This window comes from Saccharothrix obliqua (assembly GCF_019375475.1).
Lineage (GTDB): Bacteria > Actinomycetota > Actinomycetes > Mycobacteriales > Pseudonocardiaceae > Actinosynnema > Actinosynnema obliqua.
The window spans coordinates 1,212,209-1,231,054 of sequence record NZ_JAHXGQ010000001.1 but is presented as its reverse complement, the minus strand read 5'-3'; the positions used below and the strand labels follow the sequence as shown (position 1 = coordinate 1,231,054).

The following is an 18,846-nucleotide window of genomic DNA, read 5'->3' as shown; positions in this document are numbered from 1 at the left end:
ACCTGTGGATGCCGCCGGCGGGGCCTGTGGACAACTGCGCGGGAACCGCCGCCGAGCTGCGCAAACGGGTCGGGAAAGTCGAAAAGGGGCCCATCCGGTCAGGACGTGCCCCTCGCGACTGGGACGGTCAGGAGTTGAACGGACCGTCCTCCGGGAGCCGCAGGTCGGGCTTGTCCAGCTCTTCGACGTTCACGTCCTTGAACGTGATCACCCGGACGTTCTTCACGAAACGGGCGGGACGGTACATGTCCCACACCCACGCGTCGGACATCCGCACCTCGAAGTAGACCTCGCCGTCCGCGTTGCGGACCTGCACGTCCACCGAGTTGGCCAGGTAGAACCGCCGCTCGGTCTCCACGACGAACGAGAACTGGCTGACGATGTCGCGGTACTCCTTGTACAGCGACAACTCCATCTCGGTCTCGTACTTTTCGAGATCCTCTGCACTCATTACGCCTCCGCGCGGGTGCTCATCGAATCCGCGCCCCTCCTCGTCGCGAGCCTGCCACCGCTGATCTGCGGCGAGGTTCCATTCTGGACCACGCCGGCGGAAAGCACGTCACGCGCCACCCGGTGCGGCGCGGTCAACCCGTGCCGCGCCCCTGCCGAAGCCACGTTCGCATACGACCAGCGGTGCTCCGCGCTCGGCCCGTGTGCCCGCAACGCCGCGGTGTGCTCGGCCGTGCTGTACCCCTTGTGCACGTCGAACCCGTACACCGGGTACTGCTCGTGCAACTCCGCCATGATGCGGTCCCTGGTCACCTTGGCCAGCACGGACGCCGCCGCCACGCACGCCGCCACCCGGTCGCCCTTGACCACCGGCACGTTCGGCGCGGTCAGCCCCGGCACCGGGAAGCCGTCGGTCAGCACGTAGCCGGGGTGCTCGGACAACCGCGCCACCGCGCGCCGCATCCCCTCGATGTTCGCCACGTGCACGCCGAGCAGGTCGACCTCCCACGCCGGGAAGATGATCACCGCGTGGTCCACGGCGCGCTTGAGCACCAGGTCGTACATGCGGTCACGCGCCGCCGCCGTCAGCAGCTTGGAGTCGGTGAGCCCCTCGAACCGGGCCGCGTCACCGGGTCGGAGCACGCACGACGCCACCACCAGCGGTCCCGCGCACGCGCCGCGCCCGGCCTCGTCCACCCCGGCCACCGGGCCGAGGCCGCGCCGGTCCAGCGCGGCCTGGAAGGCCCAGATGCCCGCGGTCTGGCGGACCTGCGCGCGCGGCGGCTTGCGGATCACCACCCGACCCTATCCCAGCCGCGAACCGCGGAACCGGGACCTCACCCGCCTGCCCAGCAGCAGCACGGGCCAGGCCGCCGCCACGCCGATCCCGGCGGGCAGGACGTCCTGCCACGCGGGCGCGCCCAGCGCCACGGCCTGCGGGTCGTGGTCGTCCACCCCGCCCCACCGGGACGGCGGCAGCACGATCAGCCGGGCCTTGCCCACCACGTTGTCCACCGGCACCAGGCCGCCCAGCCGCCGGTCGCCCTGGCACCGCGAGTCGCACGAGTCGTTGCGGTTGTCGCCCATGACGAACAGGAAGCCCTCGGGGATCTTCAGCTCGTCGAACGACTCCTGGAACGTGCCGCGACCCGGCTCCCAGTAGATGTAGGGCTCGTCCAGCGGTTTGCCGTCCACCAGCACGCGGTTCTGCTCGTCGCAGCACTTGATGGTCTGGCCGCCCACGGCGATGATCCGCTTGACGAAGTCCTCCTTGCTCGCCGTCGGGATGCCGATCAGCGAGCCGAGCCCCTGGAAGAAGCTCGCCACCGGGTTGCTCGGCTCGGCGGGCGCGAAGTCCTGGTTGTTCCAGCTGTCGGGCCCGTGGAAGACGACGACGTCGCCGGGTCCGGGTTCGGTGAAGTCGTAGGTGAGCTTGTCGACCAGCACGCGGTCGCCGAAGCACGGCGCGGCGCAGCCGTGCAGCGTCTGCGCCATCGACTCCGACGGGATCATGTACACCCGCGCGAGGAAGGTCTGGATCAGGATCGCGAGCACGACGGCCACCACGATCAGGATCGGCAGCTCACGCCAGAACGACCCCTTCCGCTTCTTCTTCTGCGACCGCTTGCGGAACCAACCGCGCTTCTCCTCGTCGGGGGAGGAGTGCTCGGGGTCCTCGTCGGACGAACCGCGGGAAGGTGCGACGTCTACCACGCGGTCAGCGTACCGATCCGGTCTGTGAGGCCCTGGTCAACCGGGCCCGCAACCGGCGGCCGAGCAACAGCACCGGCCACGCCGCGGCGAGCCCGGCGCCAGCCGGGAGACCCGCCTGCCACGCGGGCGCGCTCAACGCCACGACCTGCGGGTTGTGGTCGCCCACCCCGCCCCACCTGGACGGCGGCAGCACGATCGCGCGTGCTTTGCCGATCACGTCGGACTCCGAAATCGTGCCGTTCACGCCGCCACCGCCCTGCCTGCGGGAGTCGGTGGAGTTGTTCCGGTTGTCCCCCATCACCCAAAGGTGTCCTTCGGGGACTTTCACCGGTTCGAACGAATCCTGCGCCTCCGGACCGATTCCGGGCTGCCAGTAGATGTACGGCTCGTCGAGCGGTTTGCCGTCCACGACCACGCGACCGCGCTCGTCGCAGCACTCGACGGTCTGGCCGCCGACGGCGATCACGCGCTTGACGAAGTCCCGCTCGTCCGGCGGGGCGAGGCCGATCAGGGACAGGCCCGATTGGAGGACGCGCACCACGGGGTTCTCGGACCGGTTGGACGTGAAGTCGTTGGCGGTCCACGCGGGCGGGCCCCGGAAGACCACCACTTCGCCGGGCTCGATGGCGCTGAAGTCGTAGACCAGCTTGTCGACCAGCACGCGGTCGCCGAAGCACGGGGAGGTGCAGCCGTGCAGCGTCTGCGCCATGGACGCCGACGGGATGACGTACACCCGTGCCAGGAACGTCTGGATCAGGACGGTGAGCACCAGCGCGGTGGCCAGCAGCACGAGGATCTCACGCCAGAGCGGAGCTTTTTTCTTCTTCCGGCCCCGAGCGCCCGATGCCGAGTCCGGAGTGGACTCGGCATCGGGTTCCTGACCGTCATCGGCGGAGTTGTGCGCTGGTTCTGCCACGGGGGGCAGGCTAGCGGTAAGGCGGGCAGCGGCCTCAGGAGGCCGGCTTGGCCTCGCGCTTCTCCTTGATCTTGGCGGCCTTGCCGCGCAGGTCGCGCAGGTAGTACAGCTTCGCGCGACGCACGTCGCCGCGGGAGGCGACCTCGATCTCGGCGATGTTCGGGGAGTGCACCGGGAAGGTGCGCTCGACGCCGACGCCGAACGAGACCTTGCGGACGGTGAAGGTCTCGCGGATGCCGCCGCCCTGGCGGCGGATCACGACGCCCTGGAACACCTGGACCCGCTCGCGGGAGCCCTCGATGACGCGGACGTGGACCTTCAGCGTGTCGCCCGGCCGGAAGCCCGGGATGTCGGAGCGCAGCGACTGGGCGTCAAGAGCGTCCAGGGTGTTCATCGGTGGTCCGTCCTCGTCCTCACGTGTATTGCGTACTCCCCCTGGGCACGTTCTAAGTCAAGTAACCGGCAAGGGGGCTGGCTTACGGCGCACGCCGGACGACCCGGGTGCAGCAACCTGTCCAGTGTGCCAGACGGGCGGCGTCCTGACGAAATCGGGGGTTAGCGCAACTCGTCCAGCAACTTCCGGTCGTGCTTGTCCAACGCGTCCTCGGGCAGGGCGTCGAGCAGTTCCGGCCGGCGTTCCCACGTGCGGCGAATGGCCTGGTCACGCCGCCAGCGGTCGATCAACCGGTGGTTGCCCGACCGCAGCACCTCGGGCACCGCCAGGTCGCGCCACACCTCCGGTCGGGTGTACGAGGGACCCTCCAGCAGGCCGTCGGAGAACGAGTCCTGCGCGGCCGAGTCCGGGTTGCCGAGCACGCCGGGCAGCAGCCGGACCACGGCCTCCACCACGACCAGCACCGCGACCTCGCCGCCGACCAGCACGTAGTCGCCGATGGACACCTCGTCCACGCGCATCCGGCGGGCCGCGTCGTCCACCACCCGCTGGTCGATGCCCTCGTACCGGCCGCACGCGAACACCAGCCGCGGTTCCGCGGCCAGCTCGTGCGCCAGCGCCTGGGTGAACGGCCGGCCGGCGGGCGTCGGCACGACCAGCCGCGGCGCGGGCTCGCCCGCGCACACGTCGTCCAGCGCGGCGCCCCACACCTGGGGTTTCATCACCATGCCGGGACCGCCGCCGTAGGGGCTGTCGTCGACGGCCTTGTGCACGTCGTGCGTCCAGTCCCGCAGGTCGTGCACGTCGACGCTGATCAGGCCCTTGTCGATGGCCTTGCCGAGCAGCGCGGCCCGCAGCGGGTCGAGGTACTCGGGGAAGATGGTGACCACGTCAATGCGCATCGAGCAGGCCCTCTGGCGGGTCCAGCACCACGCGCCCGCCCGTCACGTCGACGGTGGGCACGATCTGCCGCACGAACGGCACCAGCGCCTCGCCACCGCCCTCGCGGCGGAGCACCAGCAGCTCGCCGCCCGGACCGTGCACGACGTCCTGGACGGTGCCGACCACGGTGCCGTCGGCCAGCTCGGCGCGCAGACCGGCGAGCTGGTGGTCGTAGAACTCGTCCGGGTCACCGGTCGGCGGCAGGTCCTCGGTGCCCGCGAACAGCAGCGTCCCGCGAAGCGTCTCGGCGACGTCCCTGGTCAGGACCTCCTCGAAACGCACCAGCAGCCGCCCGGAGTGGTTCCGGGCGGCTGCGACGGTGAGGGTGCGGGACGTGCCGTCACGCAGCTTCGCGACCAGCGCCGAGCCACGCGCGAACCGCAGTTCGGGCGAGTCGGTGCGCACGTCCACGGCGAGTTCGCCGGTGATCCCGTGCGCCTTGGCCACACGGCCGACGACGACGTCCATGTGCGCGCTCAGCGGTCGGTGTCGACCACGTCGACGCGCACGCCACGACCACCGATACCGGCCATCACGGTGCGCAGGGCGTTCGCGGTGCGACCGCTGCGGCCGATCACCTTGCCGAGGTCGTCCGGGTGGACGTGCACCTCGAGCGTGCGCCCGCGCCGGGTCGTGACCAGGTTCACCCGGACGTCGTCCGGGTGGTCGACGATGCCCCGGACGAGATGTTCCAGGGCGTCAGCCAACAAGCTCACGCCTCGTCCTTGGGGGCCTCGGCCTCGTCGCTCTTCTTGGCGGCCTTCTTCTTCGGCGTGGTGGCCTCGGTCGACGGCGCGTCACCCGCGGCGGCGAGCGCGGCGGCGAACAGGTCCGCCTTGCTCGGCTTGGGCTCCTTGACCTTGAGGGTGCCCTCGGCGCCGGGCAGGCCCTTGAACTTCTGCCAGTCGCCGGTGATCTCCAGGATGCGCTGGACGGATTCGGTCGGCTGCGCGCCGACACCCAGCCAATACTGCGCCCGGTCGGTGTTCACCTCGATGAACGAGGGCTCTTCCTTCGGGTGGTACTTGCCGATCGTCTCGATGGCCTTGCCGTTGCGACGGGTGCGCGCGTCGGCGACGACGATCCGGTAGTACGGCTGACGGATCTTGCCAAGCCGCTGAAGCTTGATCTTGACGGCCACGGGTGTGGGTACTCCTCAGGCTCTCGTTTGCTCAGGTGCGGACACTCCTCGCCCGCGTGGGGCACGGGTGGGAGGGCCCAAAGGTCTGGGCGCCATGGCACGGTGAGAGGGACCGACCGCGGCGAACAACAGGCCATTCTGCCAGACGGGTCTACTCGGCCACGAATCGGCCCACGGCGACGCCCGCCCCCAGGAGTGCTTCCCGCACCGCTCGGGCGTGTTCCACGGCTCCTGGAGTGTCCCCGTGCAGGCAGATGGAGTCCACCTCGGTGGTGAGGGTCTCACCCGAAATCGCCACCAGTTCACCGCGCCGGGCAAGCCGCAGCACCTGCGTGAGCACCTGCTCCGTGTCCGTGAGGACCGCACCCGCCGTGCCGCGGGGCACCAACGCGCCTTCCGCCGTGTACGCGCGGTCGGCGAACGCCTCGCGCACCGCCCGCAACCCCGCCGCCGACGCGTGGTGCAGCAGGCGTGAGCCGGGCAGCCCCAGCACGGGCAGGTCGCCGAACGCCCGCACACCGCGCACGACGGCCTCGGCCTGCCTGTCGTGGTGCACGGTCGCGTTGTAGAGCGCGCCGTGCGGCTTCACGTAGGCCACCCGCGTGCCGGCCGCGCGGGCGCACGCGTCCAGGGCGCCGATCTGGTACAGCACCTCGTCCGCCAGCTCCGCGGGGTCGGCGTCGATGAACCGGCGGCCGAAGCCCGCCAGGTCCCGGTAGGACACCTGGGCGCCCACCGCGACACCGCGCTCGGCCGCCCGCGCGCACACCCGCCGCATGGTCGACGGGTCGCCCGCGTGGAAGCCGCACGCGACGTTCGCGCTGGTCACCACGTCCAGCAGGGCGTCGTCGTCGCCGAGCCGCCAGATGCCGAAACCCTCGCCGAGGTCGCTGTTGAGGTCGATCACCCCGGCATCACCCCCAATGACACGAGCAGCAGCGTAAGACCCGGCAGGAAGTTGTTGATCACGTGCGCCACGACGCTCGCCGTGAGCCGCCTCGTGAGCAGCCGCGCGATGCCGATCGGCAGGGCGATCACGATCAGCAGCGACGTGCGCAGCGGCTCCAGGTGGCTGGCCGCGAAGATCAGCGTGGTGAGCACCAGCGCCGCCCACTGGCTCCAGCCCTGGCGCTCGATCGCGCCCCACAGCAGGCCCCGGTAGATCAGCTCCTCGCAGATCGGGCCCACGAAGCACACGTAGACGAACATCGCGATGGCCGCGCCCGTCGGCAGCGCCGCGCCGTCCACCAGCTCGCCGATGGCGGACGTCGCGTTCTGGTCGCCGACGACGCGGGACCAGATCAACGCGGCCAGGTAGGTGAGCACCAGGCCGAGCAGGCCGAGCTTGAGGCCGATCTTGACGTCGGCCCAGTTCCAGCTCAGCCGCAGGTCGACCAGCGGCCCGTTGCCGCGCACGCGGGTGATCACCACGGCGACCGCGGCGGCCAGCACCGTCGGCACCATGGAGCCGATGAGGATGAACGGGACCGACGCGCCGAAGTCCGTGCCGTTGGTGCTCGCGATGGCGGTGATGAACACCGCCGAGAGCACGAACACCGCTTCGACCAAGAGGAACGCGCCGAACCCCCACCGCTGCCCCGCCCGCTCGGGCGACGGTTCGCGGCCGACCGCGCGGACTCCGGCGATCAGTCCGGTCGGGGGTTCATCCGGTGGGTTCACAGCAAACACCCTAGTCAGGAGGCGCCTACGTACAGGTAGACGGCGGGGAGCAGGTTGTTGGTCGCGTGTGCGACGACGCTCGCCGAGACGCGTCCGGTGATCATGCGCGCCGCGCCCAGGGCGAGCCCCTGGGCGAACAGGCTGATCGTGCGCCACGACTCCTCGTGCAGGAACGCGAAGATCAACGCGGTTAAGCCGAGGATGGCGAGCTTGGGGACCTTGTAGTGCTCCAAGGCGTTCCACAAGGCCCCGCGTGCGAGCAGTTCCTCCGTGAGAGGCGCTCCGACGAAGACGAACAGGGCCGCGATCGCCAACCACACCGAGCGACCGCCGGACAGCGATTCCACCCGGTCCAGGGAACTCCCGGACTCCCGGTAGAAGTGCAGCAGCACAACCCCGAGTACCCAGGCGGCCAGCAGCGACACACCACCGCACAGCAGGCCGACCTTGACGTCCCGTGCGCGGGGCACGAGGCCGTAGTCCCGGTTCGGGCCGTCACCACGCAGCCACGACACCACGACGGGGCCGAGGCCGAGCAGGACGTTGGGCAGGAAGAGCAACAGCAACAGCGGCCCGAGCACCGGTGGGTCGGTGATGTCGACCTCGGCGAACCGGTCGGCCGTGACCGCGGTGAAGACCAGCGTGGACAGGTGGTACCCGGCCAGGCCGGCGAAGAAGGCGAGGAAGCCCCAGTGCGCCCGCCCGGTGTCCCGCTGTTCTCCCACCCCTCCGAACGTAGCGCCCCGACCACGGGGCGCATCGCCCAGGGCGGCTCAAGATCACCCCGACGGACGGGTCAGAGGATGCGGCCCCGAAGCATCACCAGCGACGGGTGGCGCAACGCCGCCAGGTCCTCCCGGGGGTCTTCGTCGTACACCACGACGTCCGCCGCCGCGCCCTCCACCAACGACGGGAAGCCGAGCCACGCGCGTGCCGACCACGAGGCGGCGGCCAGCGCGTCGGTGCGCGACATGCCGATGCCGTGCAGCGCCTGGATCTCGTCCACGATCCGGCCGTGCCGGATGCCGCCGCCCGCGTCGGTGCCCGCGTAGACCGGGATGCCCGCCTCCACGGCCGCGGCGATGGTCGCCTTGTTGCGGGCGTGCAGGTCACGCATGTGGGCCGCGTACACGGGGTACTTGTCCTCGCCGGACGCCGCGATGTCGGGGAAGTTCTCGATGTTGATCAGCGTCGGCACCAGCGCCGTGCCCGCCGCGGCCATGGTGGCGATGGTGTCGTCGGTGAGGCCGGTGCCGTGCTCGACGCAGTCGATGCCGGCCGCGAGCAGGCCGGGCAGGGCGTCCTCGCCGAACACGTGGGCGGTCACCCGCGCGCCCGCCTCGTGCGCCACCTCCACCGCGCGCGCCAGCACGTCGTCCGGCCACAGCGGGGCCAGGTCGCCGGTCGCGCGGTCGATCCAGTCGCCGACCAGCTTCACCCAGCCGTCGCCGCGCGCGACCTGCTCGGCGACCACCGACGGCAGGTCCCGCACGTCCTCGACCTCGACGCCGAGGTACCTGATGTACCGCTTGGGGCGGCTGATGTGGCGCCCCGCGCGGATCAGCCGCGGCAGGTCCAGGCGCTCCTGGAGCGGCCGGGTGTCGATCGGCGAGCCGCAGTCGCGGATCAGCAGCGTGCCGGCGGCGCGGTCGAGCAACGCCTGCTCCACCGCCTCCGGCAGGTCCACCGCGCCCTGCGGGCCGAGGCCGACGTGGCAGTGCGCGTCGACCAGGCCCGGCACCAGGTACCCGCCGTCCACGACGGTCCGCGCGCCGGGCACCTCCTGCGTGCGGATGCGCCCGTTGACCACCCACAGGTCACGCGGTTCGCCGTCGGGCAGCACGACGCCGCGCAGGTGCAGGCCGGTCACTTCTTCGGGAACTTCAGCTTCGACGGGTCGAACCCGGGCGGGAGCTGGTCGAGGCCGCCCAGCCCCGGCGGCAGCTCGGGCACGCCGCCCGGCACGCCACCACCCGGCACGCCGCCGCCCGCGAACAGGCCGGGCGGGAACCCGCCGCGCACCTTCGGCGGCGTCGGGCCGCGGCCCTTGCCCTTCTTGCCCTTCTTCCCCTTGCCCTTCTTGGTGTTCCGGGCGCCCGGCAGCCCGAAGCGGCCGGCCATCTGGGACATCATCTTGCGGGCCTCGAAGAACCGGTTCACCAGGTCGTTGACATCGCTGACCCGGACGCCGGAGCCGTTCGCGATGCGCAGCCGGCGCGACGCGTTGATGATCTTCGGGTCGTCCCGCTCGGCGGGCGTCATGCCGCGGATGATCGCCTGCACGCGGTCCAGGTGCTTCTCGTCCAGGTTCGCGAGCTGGTCCTTCATCTGCCCCGCGCCGGGCAGCATCCCCAGCAGGTTCGCGATGGGGCCCATCTTGCGCAGGGTGAGCATCTGCTCCAGGAAGTCCTCCAGCGTGAGCTGGCCGGAACCCATCTTGACCGCGGCGGCCTCGGCCTGGTCCGCGTCGAACGCCTGCTCGGCCTGCTCGATCAGGGTGAGCACGTCACCCATGCCGAGGATGCGGGACGCCATCCGGTCCGGGTGGAAGACGTCGAAGTCCTCCAGCTTCTCGCCGTTGGACGCGAACAGGATCGGCTGGCCGGTCACCTCGCGCACGGACAGCGCGGCGCCACCGCGCGCGTCGCCGTCGAGCTTGGTGAGCACCACGCCGGTGAAGCCGACGCCGTCGCGGAACGCCGTCGCCGTGTTCACGGCGTCCTGGCCGATCATCGCGTCGACCACGAACAGCACCTCGTCGGGCTGCACGGCGGCGCGGATGTCGATCGCCTGGCGCATCATCTCCTCGTCGACGCCCAGGCGGCCCGCCGTGTCGACCACGACGATGTCGTGCTGCGCCCGCTTGGCCTCCTCGATGCCGCGGCGCGCCACGTCCACCGGGTCGCCGACGCCGTTGCCCGGCTCGGGTGCGAACACCGGCACACCGGCCCGCTCACCGACCACCTGGAGCTGCGTCACCGCGTTCGGGCGCTGCAAGTCGCACGCGACCAGCATCGGCGTGTGGCCCTGGCCCCGCAGCCACTTCGCCAGCTTGCCCGCGAGCGTCGTCTTGCCCGCGCCCTGGAGGCCCGCGAGCATGATCACGCTCGGCGGGTTCTTGGCCAGGTTCAGCCGCCGCGTCTCGCCGCCGAGGATCGCGACCAGTTCCTCGTTGACGATCTTGACGACCTGCTGGGCGGGGTTCAGGGCCTGCGAGACCTCCGCGCCCTTGGCCCGCTCCTTGACCTTGGCGATGAAGGTCCGGACGACCGGCAGCGCGACGTCCGCCTCCAGCAACGCCACCCGGATCTCCCGCGCGGTGGCGTCGATGTCGGCGTCGGACAGCCGCCCCTTGCCCCGCAGGTTCTGGAGGACCGAGGTGAGCCGGTCGGAAAGGGTGTTGAACACGTTGCCGCCAGACCTCGCACGTCGTTCGGACCGAATTACCACCCGCCAGGGTAGCCGCTCGGCACCACGGACAGCCGCAGCCGGTCGCCCCGGCGCAGCACGGTCAACCCGTGGAAGCCGCGGGGCGCCTGCCCGGCGGCGAAGCGCCGGCGCAACCGCCCGGCCCGCCGGACGTGCCGCGCGAACGACCCGCTGCGGATCACCCGACCGCGCCGCACCTGGCCCGCCAACGCCTCCTCGGCCGGGACGTCCAGCCACAGGAAGTGCCGGGGACGGCGGCCGACCAGCCCGGCGACGACCAACCCGGCCCGCGTGGAAGGGCGCGTGGAGGGCTCGTGGACCAACAGCAACCCGACCCCGAACACCGTGAACCACAGGATCCGGAACCGGTGGACCAGGTGCACCAGCGGCCGGTACAGCCGATACGGGACGCCGGGCAGCACACCCCTGAGGTAGCCGCGGACCTGGTCGGAGTCCAGCACGACGGCCGACGAGCCCCCCAGGTCGACCCCGGCCAACATCGTCGTCTTGCCCGCTCCGGGCAACCCGGCCAGCACGACCAGCGCACGCGGCGCTACGGCGACGGCGGTCATCGCATCCATACTAAAGAGACGTATCGGGCGCGTGGCAGTTCCCGCCACGCACTTGTTCCGCCCGTGGTGCGCTGTTGATCACTTCGCGCGGACGGACCGCGCGTGCGGCGCCTCGGCTTCGCGGTTGTCCCGCGCCCGGTCGTCGGTCTGCCCGTAGAGGTGGACGGCGACCACGGAATCGTGTCCCGACCCAAGGGCGGCCCAACCCCTCGATGGACCGCCCCCGGGCCATTCACCAGGTGACGCTCCCGCCCCCCTGCGCGGGACCCCCGCGTCACGGCATGAAGCCTGCCCTCCCCCATAGGGGTGAAGGCAGCGTGACCACCCGCATCGGTCCTGCGTAGACCTACTCACCGGGCCGCCGCGAGGACCGCCCGTTCCACCTCCCGCCGCCGACCGGCACCCAGCCCCGCGATGGCGAACGAGTCCACGACCGTCGTCCCGAGCGTGGCCACACGTGCCCACACCACGTCCACCCCGCACCGCTCCAACGCGCACGCCACGCGGTGCAGCAGGCCGATCCGGTCGGCCGCCCGCAGTTCCAGCACCACGGCGCCGGTCGCCTCGTGGTCGAACCACAGCACGCGTGGCGGGGGCGAATCGCGGGGCGGGCCGCCGTAGTCGCGTTCCTTCGCGGCCAGCCGGTCGGCCAGCGGGAGCGTCCCGTCGAGCGCACGCGCCAACTGCTCCCGCAGCAACGCCACGTCCGGCGGTGAGCCGAAGCGCGGCGCCGCCGCGAACACGTCCACCGCCACGCCCGCGTGCGCACGCAGCACCGCCGAGCGCACCTCCAGCGAGTGCAACGCCAGCACGCCTGCCGCCTTGGACAGCAGGCCCGGCCGGTCGGGCGCCACCACCGCGTACCCACCCCCGATCGCCCGGACGACCGGTCCACCGGCGGTGCGGGCCAGGGCACGCAGGTCCGGCGTGAGCGGTTCCGGCGGCGGGAGGGGTTGGCCGGCCATCGCGGCCCGGCAGCGGTTCACCAGGTCGCCGACCAGGGCCGCCCGCCAGTCCGTCCACGCGCCGGGACCGGTGGCGCGGGCGTCGGCTTCGGTGAGCGCGTGCAGCAGCTCCAGCAGCACCGGGTCGCCACCCAGCACGTGGACCACGCGCCGCACCGTCGCCTCGTCCGCGACGTCCCGCCGGGTCGCGGTGTGCGGCAGCAGCAGGTGGTGGCGCACGAGGGCGGCCAGCGTCGCGACGTCCTGCGACCGCAGGCCCAGCCGCCGCCCGACCTGCCGGGCGAGCGCCGCGCCGACCACCGAGTGGTCCCGGTCGCGGCCCTTGCCGAGGTCGTGCAGCAACGCGCCGAGCAGCAGCAGGTCGGGCCGGGACACGCGGGTCGCCGACCGGGCCGCGCACACCGCGGTCTCCACCAGGTGCCGGTCCACGGTCCACACGTGCGCGGCGTCGCGGGGCGGCAGGTCGCGGACCGCGCCCCACTCGGGGAACAGCCGACCCCACAGCCCGGTGCGGTCCAACGCCTCCACCACGTCGACCAGGCCCGCGCCGCTGCCGAGCAACGCCACCAACCCGTCCAGCGCCGCACGCGGCCACGGGCCACGCAGCTCGGGCGCGGACTCGGCGAGCCGCGCCAGCGCGCCCGGCGCGATCGGGCGCGAGCCACGCGCCGCCGCGGCGGCCACCCGCAGCAGCAGCACCGGATCGCGGTGCGGCACGGCGTCACGCGCCAGCGCCACCTCGTCACCGTGCAGCACGACGCCCTCGGCCAGCGGGCGGCGCGTCGGGACCCGTCGCGCCGGGAGCGCACCGGCACGCAACGCCACGTCCACCGCGTACCCGATGGTGCGTGCCGCCGACGACGTGGCGCGGGCCAGCGCGTACCGGTCCGCCAGGCCCAGCGCCGCCGCCACCTCGTCGCCGTCCTGCGCCCGCAGCACGTCCCGCGGCCCGCCCGCGACCCGGCGCAACTCGGTCCGCACGTCCAGCAGCAACCCGCGTGCCGCGTCGACCTCCGCCGGTGGCCGGTCGGTCAACCGCGCCACGGCCAACGCGTCGAGCAACGCCACGTCACGCAGCCCGCCCCGCCCGTGCTTGAGGTCCGGTTCCGCGCGGTGCGCGACCTCGCCGCCACGCGCCCACCGCCGCCGCGCCGACTCGACCACCTCGTCCAGCCTGGACCGCACGCCGGCGCGCCACGCCTGGCGCGCGCCCGCGGCGAGCCGGCCGCTGATCTCCGGGTCGCCCGCGACGTGCCGCAGCTCCAGCAACCCCAACGCGGTGCGCAGGTCGTCCGCCGCGACGCGCAACGCCTCGCCGACCGTGCGCACCGAGTGGTCCAGGCCGATGCCGGAGTTCCACAGCGGGTACCAGAGCCGCTCCGCCACGGCCTCCACGCCCGCACGGCCGTCGTGCACCAGCACGAGGTCCAGGTCCGAGTACGGCACCAACTCGCGTCTGCCCAGCCCGCCGACGGCGACCAGGGCGAGCCCGCCCGCCACGACACCGGACCGCGCCGCGTGCCCGACCAGCCAGAACTCGTGCAGGTCGACCAGCGCCGCACGCAGGGACCGCCCGGTGCGCCGGTGCGGTCCGGGCGCGAGCAGCCGGTCGCGGGCCCGCACCAGGTCGTCCGCCGCGGCGGCCTCCTCGTCACGCATCACGGCCGCTACAACGCGTCGGTCCCGCGCTCGCCGGTGCGCACCCGCACGACCGACTCGACCGGGGTCACCCAGACCTTGCCGTCGCCGATCTTGCCGGTCCGGGCGGCGTCCACCACGGCGTCGAGGACCTTCTCCACAACCGTGTCCTCGATCAACGCTTCCACGCGCAGCTTCGGGATGAAGTCCAATGTGTACTCCGCGCCCCGGTAGACCTCCGTGTGCCCCTTCTGCCTGCCGTAGCCCTGCACTTCGCTCACGGTCATGCCGAGCACGCCCAGTCGCTCAAGCGCCGCTTTCACCTCGTCCAGCGTGAACGGCTTGATGATCGCCGTGACCAGCTTCATGACCAGTCGCTCCCTTCAGGGGCGTGCCGCCACGCAACCCGAACTCGTAGGCGGTTTCCGCGTGCTCCGCCTCGTCTATGCCCGTGATCTCCGCTTCCTCGTCCACGCGGAAGCCGACCAGGGACTTCACCAGGTGGCCCAGCGCGAGGCTGACGACGAACGAGTAGGCGAGGACCGCCGACGCGCCGACCACCTGCCGCCAGAGCTGGTCCACGCCGCCGCCGTGGAACAGGCCCGCCACGCCCGCCGGTGCGCGGGGGTCGGCGAACAACCCGATCAGCACGGTGCCGGACAGCCCGCCGACCAGGTGCACGCCGACCACGTCCAACGCGTCGTCGAACCCGAACCGGTACTTCAGGCCGACCGCCAGGGCGCACAGCGCGCCGGTGACCGCGCCGATCGCGATCGCGCCGACCGGGGTGACCGCCGAGCACGCGGGCGTGATCGCGACCAGCCCCGCGACGACGCCGGACGCCGCGCCGAGCGTGGTGGCGCGGCCGTCGCGGACCCGTTCCGCGGCGAGCCAGGCGAGCACGGCCGCGGACGTGGCGACCAGCGTGTTGACGAACGTGACGCCGGCCGTGGTGTTGGCGGCGACCGCCGAGCCCGCGTTGAAGCCGAACCAGCCGAACCACAGCAGGCCCGCGCCGAGCACGACCAGCGGCAGGTTGTGCGGTTTCGGCCGGTCCCGCGGCCAGCCGACGCGCCTGCCGAGGACCAGCGCCAGCGCCAGCCCCGCGGCGCCCGCGTTGACGTGCACCGCCGTGCCGCCCGCGAAGTCGACGGCACGCAGGCCCCGCACGATCCAGCCGGTGGGGTCGAACACCCAGTGCGCCACCGGGAAGTAGGCGACGAGCGCCCACAGCGCCGCGAACAGCAGCCACGGCCCGAACCGGGCGCGGTCGGCGACCGCGCCGGAGACCAACGCCACCGCGATGATCGCGAACATCGCCTGGAACGCGGCGAACACCGTGGTCGGGACGGTGCCGGTGCGCGCGTCCGGACCGAGCAGCCCCTCCAGGCCGAAGAACTCGAACGGCCCGCCCAGCAACCCGCCGCCGATGTCCGGGCCGAACGCGGTCGAGTAGCCGACCAGCACCCAGAGCACACCGACGACGCCCATCGCGCCCAGGCTCATCATCATCATGTTGAGCACGCCCTTGGACCGGACCATGCCCCCGTAGAAGAAGGCGAGGCCCGGTGTCATCAGCAGCACGAGCGCGGCGCTGGTGAGCATCCAGGCGGTGTCCCCTGTGTCCACTGCGACCTCCACCTCGTATCGGAGATGCAGGGAGCATCGGGACCGCCTGTTTCCACGGGCCGCGCCGCGTGTTTCGCGGGCGTGAACTGTCCGGGTGCGGGTGTTACGGGTGCGTTTCACACGACGGAGGGCCGCCCCGCGGCAGTGGGACGGCCCTCCGCGTCGGGTGTCAGCCGAGCCAGCCCGGCACCGCCGGGTTCGGGCCGACCGGCACGCGCGGCACGCTCGTGGCACGCGCGACCGACGGCTGCGGTTCGACGGCGGCACAACGCGTCCCGTTGCGCGGAACCTCGCGGTCGATCAGGTAGGCGTCACTCGCGTTCACGGTGCAGTCGCTGCGGTCGTAGACGCCGTGGCCCCAGCCCTCGTAGGTGAGCAGGACCGTGGTGTCGCGGCTCTGGCGATGAGCTTCGACGGCCCACTCGTAACCCGTCGCCGGGTCGTGCAGGGCGTTCAGCATCAGGATCTTCGGGGCGTCCTTGATGCGCAGGCGGTGCTGCGGGTTGTTCACCTTCTCCGGCAGGCCGATGCAGCCGGAGATCGCGGTCTGGCCGAGGGTCGAGCCACGCATGTGGGGCGCGAGCCGCGTGGCCCGCCGGGTGAGGGCGGAGAACTCGCCGTAGCTCCGCACGCGCACGTTCCAGTCCTGGCAGAACACCGCCGGGAACGGGTTGTGGACCGCCTCGGCCGTGAACGCCTTCGGCACGGACCTGCCCGCGCCGATCGACACCAGCGCCTCGGACAGCTCCTGCCAGTTCGGGCCGTAGAACGCGCCGAACGCGGCGCCGATGATCGTGTCGGCGGTGATCTTGACGGTGGGGTCCTGGGGGTCGACGACCTCGCCGCGGTCCGCCTTGGCCAGCAGGGCGTCCCACGCCTTCGCCACGTCCTGTCCGTGCAGCGCGCAGGACGTGGTGCGGTCACACCACTTCACGAACTCGTTGAACGAGTCCTCGGCGGTGCGCGCCTCGGTCTCGTTGAACCCCCACGTGTCGATGCTGTGGTCCATGTTGGAGTCGATGATCATCGACCGGATGTTGCGCCCGTAGCGCTCGGCGTACTGCTGGCCGATGAGCGTGCCGTAGGAGACGCCGTAGTAGTTGATCTGGCGCTCACCGAGGGCGCGGCGCAGGGCGTCGATGTCGTTGATGACGCCGATGGTGTCGGCGTGGTCGTACATCGGCCCGCTCTGCGCGCGGCAGTCGGCGGCCAGCTCCCGGTTGTACCGGCCGAGCGCCTCGAAGCTCGCCCGGTCGGTCGGGGTGGCCGGCTGCCGGCGCAGGACGTCGAGCGAGCACTTGATCGGCTGACTGCGCGCGACACCACGCGGGTCGAAGCCGATGATGTCGAACCGCTCCTGGACCCGCTGACTGAAGTAGTTGTTCGCACCGAGGGCGAAGTCGACGCCGGAGCCGCCGGGACCGCCCGGGTTGATCAGCAGGACGCCGATCCGCTTGCCGGGGTCGGTGGCCTTGCGCCGGGCCACCGCGAGGTCGAAGCGCGCACCCCGCGGTTTCGACCAGTCGACGGGGAGGTTCACCGTGCCGCACTCGACGTCGGCGAGTTCGGGGCACGGTCGCCAGTCGATCGGCGCGGCGGTGAACGCCTCCGCCTCGGCCGTCCCACCCGGCTCGGCGGACGCGAACGACGTCATGCCGGCGACGAGCGCGATGGCCGTGCCCGCACCGCCTAACGCTCGGAAGATCAGTCTCACAGCTTCCACCCTCTCTCCTGATCACCCATTCGGGTTTTCGCAGGCTGTCAGGGCTTGTGATGACACACAACCGACTGAAGTCGGACGTGGAGTCCCACCGCAGGCTGACTACAAGACCGCCGTCGTGTGATCTCCCCGTAACGCCGCGTTATCACGCGTCACCAGCCGCGTCGTGGGAGTCCACATCGGACACGCGACGAAGCCCGCGAACCCGGGACAGGTGTTGACACGCCCTGGGAGAGTGGGTCGATGGGCATCGTCCTGGGACCGAACCAGTACGGGAAAGCCGAAATCCGACTCGTCACCGTGACCCGCGACGGCCCGGTGCACACCATCCGCGACCTCACGGTCACCACGTCGTTGCGAGGCGACCTCGCGGACGCCCACCTCAACGGGGACAACGCCGACGTCCTCCCCACGGACACGCAGAAGAACACCGCCTACGCGTTCGCGAAGGAAGCACCGGTCGGCGAGATCGAGGATTTCGCGCTGCGGCTCGCCCGGCACTTCGTGATCACGCAGCAGGCGATCACCCGTGCACGCGTCCTCGTCGAGGAGCACTCGTGGCAACGCATCAACGGCCACGACCACGCGTTCGTCCGCGGCAGCGGGGAACGGCGCACCGCCACCGCGACGGTCGACGGCGACCGGAGCAGGGTGGTGTCCGGGCTGACCGACCTGGTGGTGTTGAAGTCCGCCGGCTCCGAGTTCCACGGCTTCCCGCGTGACGGGTACACGACCCTGGCCGAGACCGACGACCGCGTCCTGGCGACGTCCGTGACCGCGCGCTGGCGGCACCAGGGTCCGGGTGTCGACTGGACCGCGAGCTTCACGCGGGTCCGCGCGGCGTTGCTGCGGACGTTCGCCGACCGGCGCAGCCTGTCGTTGCAGCAGACCCTGTACGAGATGGGGCGCGCGGCGGTGGAGACGGGCCCGGAGATCGCCGAGATCCGCATGTCGATGCCGAACAAGCACCACTTCGCGGTCGACCTGTCACCGTTCGGGCTGGAGAACCACAACGAGGTGTTCCACGCGGTGGACCGCCCGTACGGGCTCATCGAGGGCACCGTGCTGCGTGACGACGCCGAGGAACCCGGTGCCGCGTGGTGAGCGCACGCCCGCGTTCAGGCGTCCGTTTCCATCGCGCCGTGGAAGAGCACGCGGCGGCAGTGCGGCGGCTGCCCACCCGCACGGGGCAGGTGGAACGACGGTGGCGCGCACTTGCGGCACACGTAGCGCGGCACGGGCGCGTCCGGGTCGCCGACGCCCACCCCGTCCAGCAGGTCCAGCGGCAGGACCGCGGCGACCGCCGCGCGCGGCACCACGCCCACCGGCTGGTCGTCCCGCTCCACCAGCACGGACCGCAGCCCCTCCCGGCCCAGCAGCTCGGCGAGGTCGAGCAGTTCCGCCGCGGTCAGCTCGTCGGGATCGCCGCCGACCACCACCAGCGCCGGGAAGCGGTCCGCGACGGACGACAGCGTCCCGGTGAGGTCGCCCAGCTCGTCCAGCTCCCGCTCGCCGAGCACGCCCAGCGGGTTGCCGTCGGCGGTGACCACCACGATGAACTCGGCGTGCACCCGCTCGCGCGCGGCCTCGGCCTGCGGCAGCACCACGTCGTCCCGCACCACCACGTGGGTCCTGGTCAACGAAGACAACCGCACCG

Annotated in this window: 21 protein-coding genes; 1 reads left to right on the top strand and 20 read right to left on the bottom strand. The window is 72.0% G+C overall.

All coding sequences use genetic code 11. The features are described from left to right. Positions 1-127 precede the first annotated feature (127 nt). The 19 genes from KZQ38_RS05910 to KZQ38_RS05820 all read right to left on the bottom strand — a co-directional run bounded on the left by KZQ38_RS05910 (position 128) and on the right by KZQ38_RS05820 (position 17,183). A complete protein-coding gene (locus KZQ38_RS05910) occupies positions 128-451 on the bottom strand; it encodes a DUF2469 domain-containing protein (protein WP_015104440.1) in 324 nt (107 codons plus the stop codon). Beyond that, entirely contained in the window at positions 451-1,245 is a 795-nt protein-coding gene (locus KZQ38_RS05905) for a ribonuclease HII (RefSeq protein WP_219439129.1), read from the bottom strand. Before KZQ38_RS05905 ends, KZQ38_RS05910 begins: the two co-directional genes overlap by 1 nt. A gap of 9 nt (positions 1,246-1,254) precedes the next feature. Next, positions 1,255-2,163 (bottom strand): signal peptidase I, encoded by a 909-nt coding sequence (lepB, locus tag KZQ38_RS05900; RefSeq protein WP_219439127.1) that lies wholly within the window; start codon positions 2,161-2,163, stop codon positions 1,255-1,257. A 4-nt stretch (positions 2,164-2,167) separates the two neighbouring features. Then, positions 2,168-3,079 (bottom strand): signal peptidase I, encoded by a 912-nt coding sequence (lepB, locus tag KZQ38_RS05895; protein WP_219439125.1) that lies wholly within the window; start codon positions 3,077-3,079, stop codon positions 2,168-2,170. Between the two features lie 34 nt (positions 3,080-3,113). After that, on the bottom strand, positions 3,114-3,473 hold the full coding sequence (gene rplS / locus KZQ38_RS05890) for a 50S ribosomal protein L19 (protein ID WP_219439123.1): 360 nt from the start codon (positions 3,471-3,473) through the stop codon (positions 3,114-3,116). 161 nt (positions 3,474-3,634) lie between these two features. Beyond that, positions 3,635-4,375 (bottom strand): tRNA (guanosine(37)-N1)-methyltransferase TrmD, encoded by a 741-nt coding sequence (trmD, locus tag KZQ38_RS05885; RefSeq protein ID WP_219439121.1) that lies wholly within the window; start codon positions 4,373-4,375, stop codon positions 3,635-3,637. Further along, on the bottom strand, positions 4,365-4,883 hold the full coding sequence (gene rimM, locus KZQ38_RS05880) for a ribosome maturation factor RimM (protein ID WP_219439120.1): 519 nt from the start codon (positions 4,881-4,883) through the stop codon (positions 4,365-4,367). Before rimM ends, trmD begins: the two co-directional genes overlap by 11 nt. A gap of 8 nt (positions 4,884-4,891) precedes the next feature. After that, a complete protein-coding gene (locus tag KZQ38_RS05875) occupies positions 4,892-5,131 on the bottom strand; it encodes an RNA-binding protein (protein ID WP_219439118.1) in 240 nt (79 codons plus the stop codon). Next, a complete protein-coding gene (rpsP, locus tag KZQ38_RS05870) occupies positions 5,128-5,556 on the bottom strand; it encodes a 30S ribosomal protein S16 (RefSeq protein ID WP_219439116.1) in 429 nt (142 codons plus the stop codon). Before rpsP ends, KZQ38_RS05875 begins: the two co-directional genes overlap by 4 nt. A 151-nt stretch (positions 5,557-5,707) precedes the next feature. Continuing rightward, positions 5,708-6,463 (bottom strand): LamB/YcsF family protein, encoded by a 756-nt coding sequence (locus KZQ38_RS05865; RefSeq protein WP_219439114.1) that lies wholly within the window; start codon positions 6,461-6,463, stop codon positions 5,708-5,710. Beyond that, positions 6,460-7,236, bottom strand: a complete 777-nt coding sequence (locus KZQ38_RS05860; protein WP_219439112.1) for a CPBP family intramembrane glutamic endopeptidase — start codon at positions 7,234-7,236, stop codon at positions 6,460-6,462. Before KZQ38_RS05860 ends, KZQ38_RS05865 begins: the two co-directional genes overlap by 4 nt. Before the next feature lie 14 nt (positions 7,237-7,250). Continuing rightward, a complete protein-coding gene (locus tag KZQ38_RS05855) occupies positions 7,251-7,961 on the bottom strand; it encodes a CPBP family intramembrane glutamic endopeptidase (RefSeq protein WP_219439110.1) in 711 nt (236 codons plus the stop codon). Positions 7,962-8,032: 71 nt separating this feature from the next. Beyond that, entirely contained in the window at positions 8,033-9,106 is a 1,074-nt protein-coding gene (locus KZQ38_RS05850) for an amidohydrolase family protein (protein ID WP_219439108.1), read from the bottom strand. Continuing rightward, on the bottom strand, positions 9,103-10,644 hold the full coding sequence (ffh, locus tag KZQ38_RS05845) for a signal recognition particle protein (protein ID WP_219439106.1): 1,542 nt from the start codon (positions 10,642-10,644) through the stop codon (positions 9,103-9,105). The genes KZQ38_RS05850 and ffh overlap by 4 nt, the downstream gene beginning before the upstream one ends. A gap of 35 nt (positions 10,645-10,679) precedes the next feature. Continuing rightward, entirely contained in the window at positions 10,680-11,237 is a 558-nt protein-coding gene (locus KZQ38_RS05840) for an ATP-binding protein (RefSeq protein WP_257900608.1), read from the bottom strand. A gap of 350 nt (positions 11,238-11,587) precedes the next feature. Then, a complete protein-coding gene (locus KZQ38_RS05835; protein ID WP_219439102.1) occupies positions 11,588-13,861 on the bottom strand; it encodes a [protein-PII] uridylyltransferase in 2,274 nt (757 codons plus the stop codon). 8 nt (positions 13,862-13,869) lie between these two features. Further along, complete coding sequence (locus tag KZQ38_RS05830; protein ID WP_219439099.1) at positions 13,870-14,208, bottom strand: P-II family nitrogen regulator; 339 nt, start codon at positions 14,206-14,208, stop codon at positions 13,870-13,872. Beyond that, on the bottom strand, positions 14,147-15,469 hold the full coding sequence (locus tag KZQ38_RS05825) for an ammonium transporter (protein ID WP_219439097.1): 1,323 nt from the start codon (positions 15,467-15,469) through the stop codon (positions 14,147-14,149). Before KZQ38_RS05825 ends, KZQ38_RS05830 begins: the two co-directional genes overlap by 62 nt. A 169-nt stretch (positions 15,470-15,638) precedes the next feature. Beyond that, positions 15,639-17,183, bottom strand: a complete 1,545-nt coding sequence (locus tag KZQ38_RS05820) for an alpha/beta hydrolase (RefSeq protein ID WP_219439096.1) — start codon at positions 17,181-17,183, stop codon at positions 15,639-15,641. 249 nt (positions 17,184-17,432) lie between these two features. Between KZQ38_RS05820 and pucL the strand changes: the two genes are divergently transcribed. Further along, positions 17,433-18,293 (top strand): factor-independent urate hydroxylase, encoded by an 861-nt coding sequence (gene pucL, locus KZQ38_RS05815; protein WP_219439094.1) that lies wholly within the window; start codon positions 17,433-17,435, stop codon positions 18,291-18,293. 14 nt (positions 18,294-18,307) lie between these two features. Here the strand turns inward: pucL and KZQ38_RS05810 are convergent, their stop codons facing one another. Then, a complete protein-coding gene (locus KZQ38_RS05810) occupies positions 18,308-18,844 on the bottom strand; it encodes a hypothetical protein (RefSeq protein ID WP_219439092.1) in 537 nt (178 codons plus the stop codon). Between the last annotated feature and the right edge of the window lie 2 nt (positions 18,845-18,846).

Bases quoted from the DNA above. Each gene is read 5' to 3' on its own strand.
- KZQ38_RS05830 (WP_219439099.1), bottom strand. From the start codon at position 14,208: ATGAAGCTGGTCACGGCGATCATCAAGCCGTTCACGCTGGACGAGGTG.
- KZQ38_RS05835 (WP_219439102.1), bottom strand. From the start codon at position 13,861: ATGCGTGACGAGGAGGCCGCCGCGGCGGACGACCTGGTGCGGGCCCGC.
- KZQ38_RS05910 (WP_015104440.1), bottom strand. From the start codon at position 451: ATGAGTGCAGAGGATCTCGAAAAGTACGAGACCGAGATGGAGTTGTCG.
- rplS (WP_219439123.1), bottom strand. From the start codon at position 3,473: ATGAACACCCTGGACGCTCTTGACGCCCAGTCGCTGCGCTCCGACATC.
- rimM (WP_219439120.1), bottom strand. From the start codon at position 4,883: ATGGACGTCGTCGTCGGCCGTGTGGCCAAGGCGCACGGGATCACCGGC.
- trmD (WP_219439121.1), bottom strand. From the start codon at position 4,375: ATGCGCATTGACGTGGTCACCATCTTCCCCGAGTACCTCGACCCGCTG.
- pucL (WP_219439094.1), top strand. From the start codon at position 17,433: ATGGGCATCGTCCTGGGACCGAACCAGTACGGGAAAGCCGAAATCCGA.
- KZQ38_RS05840 (WP_257900608.1), bottom strand. From the start codon at position 11,237: ATGACCGCCGTCGCCGTAGCGCCGCGTGCGCTGGTCGTGCTGGCCGGG.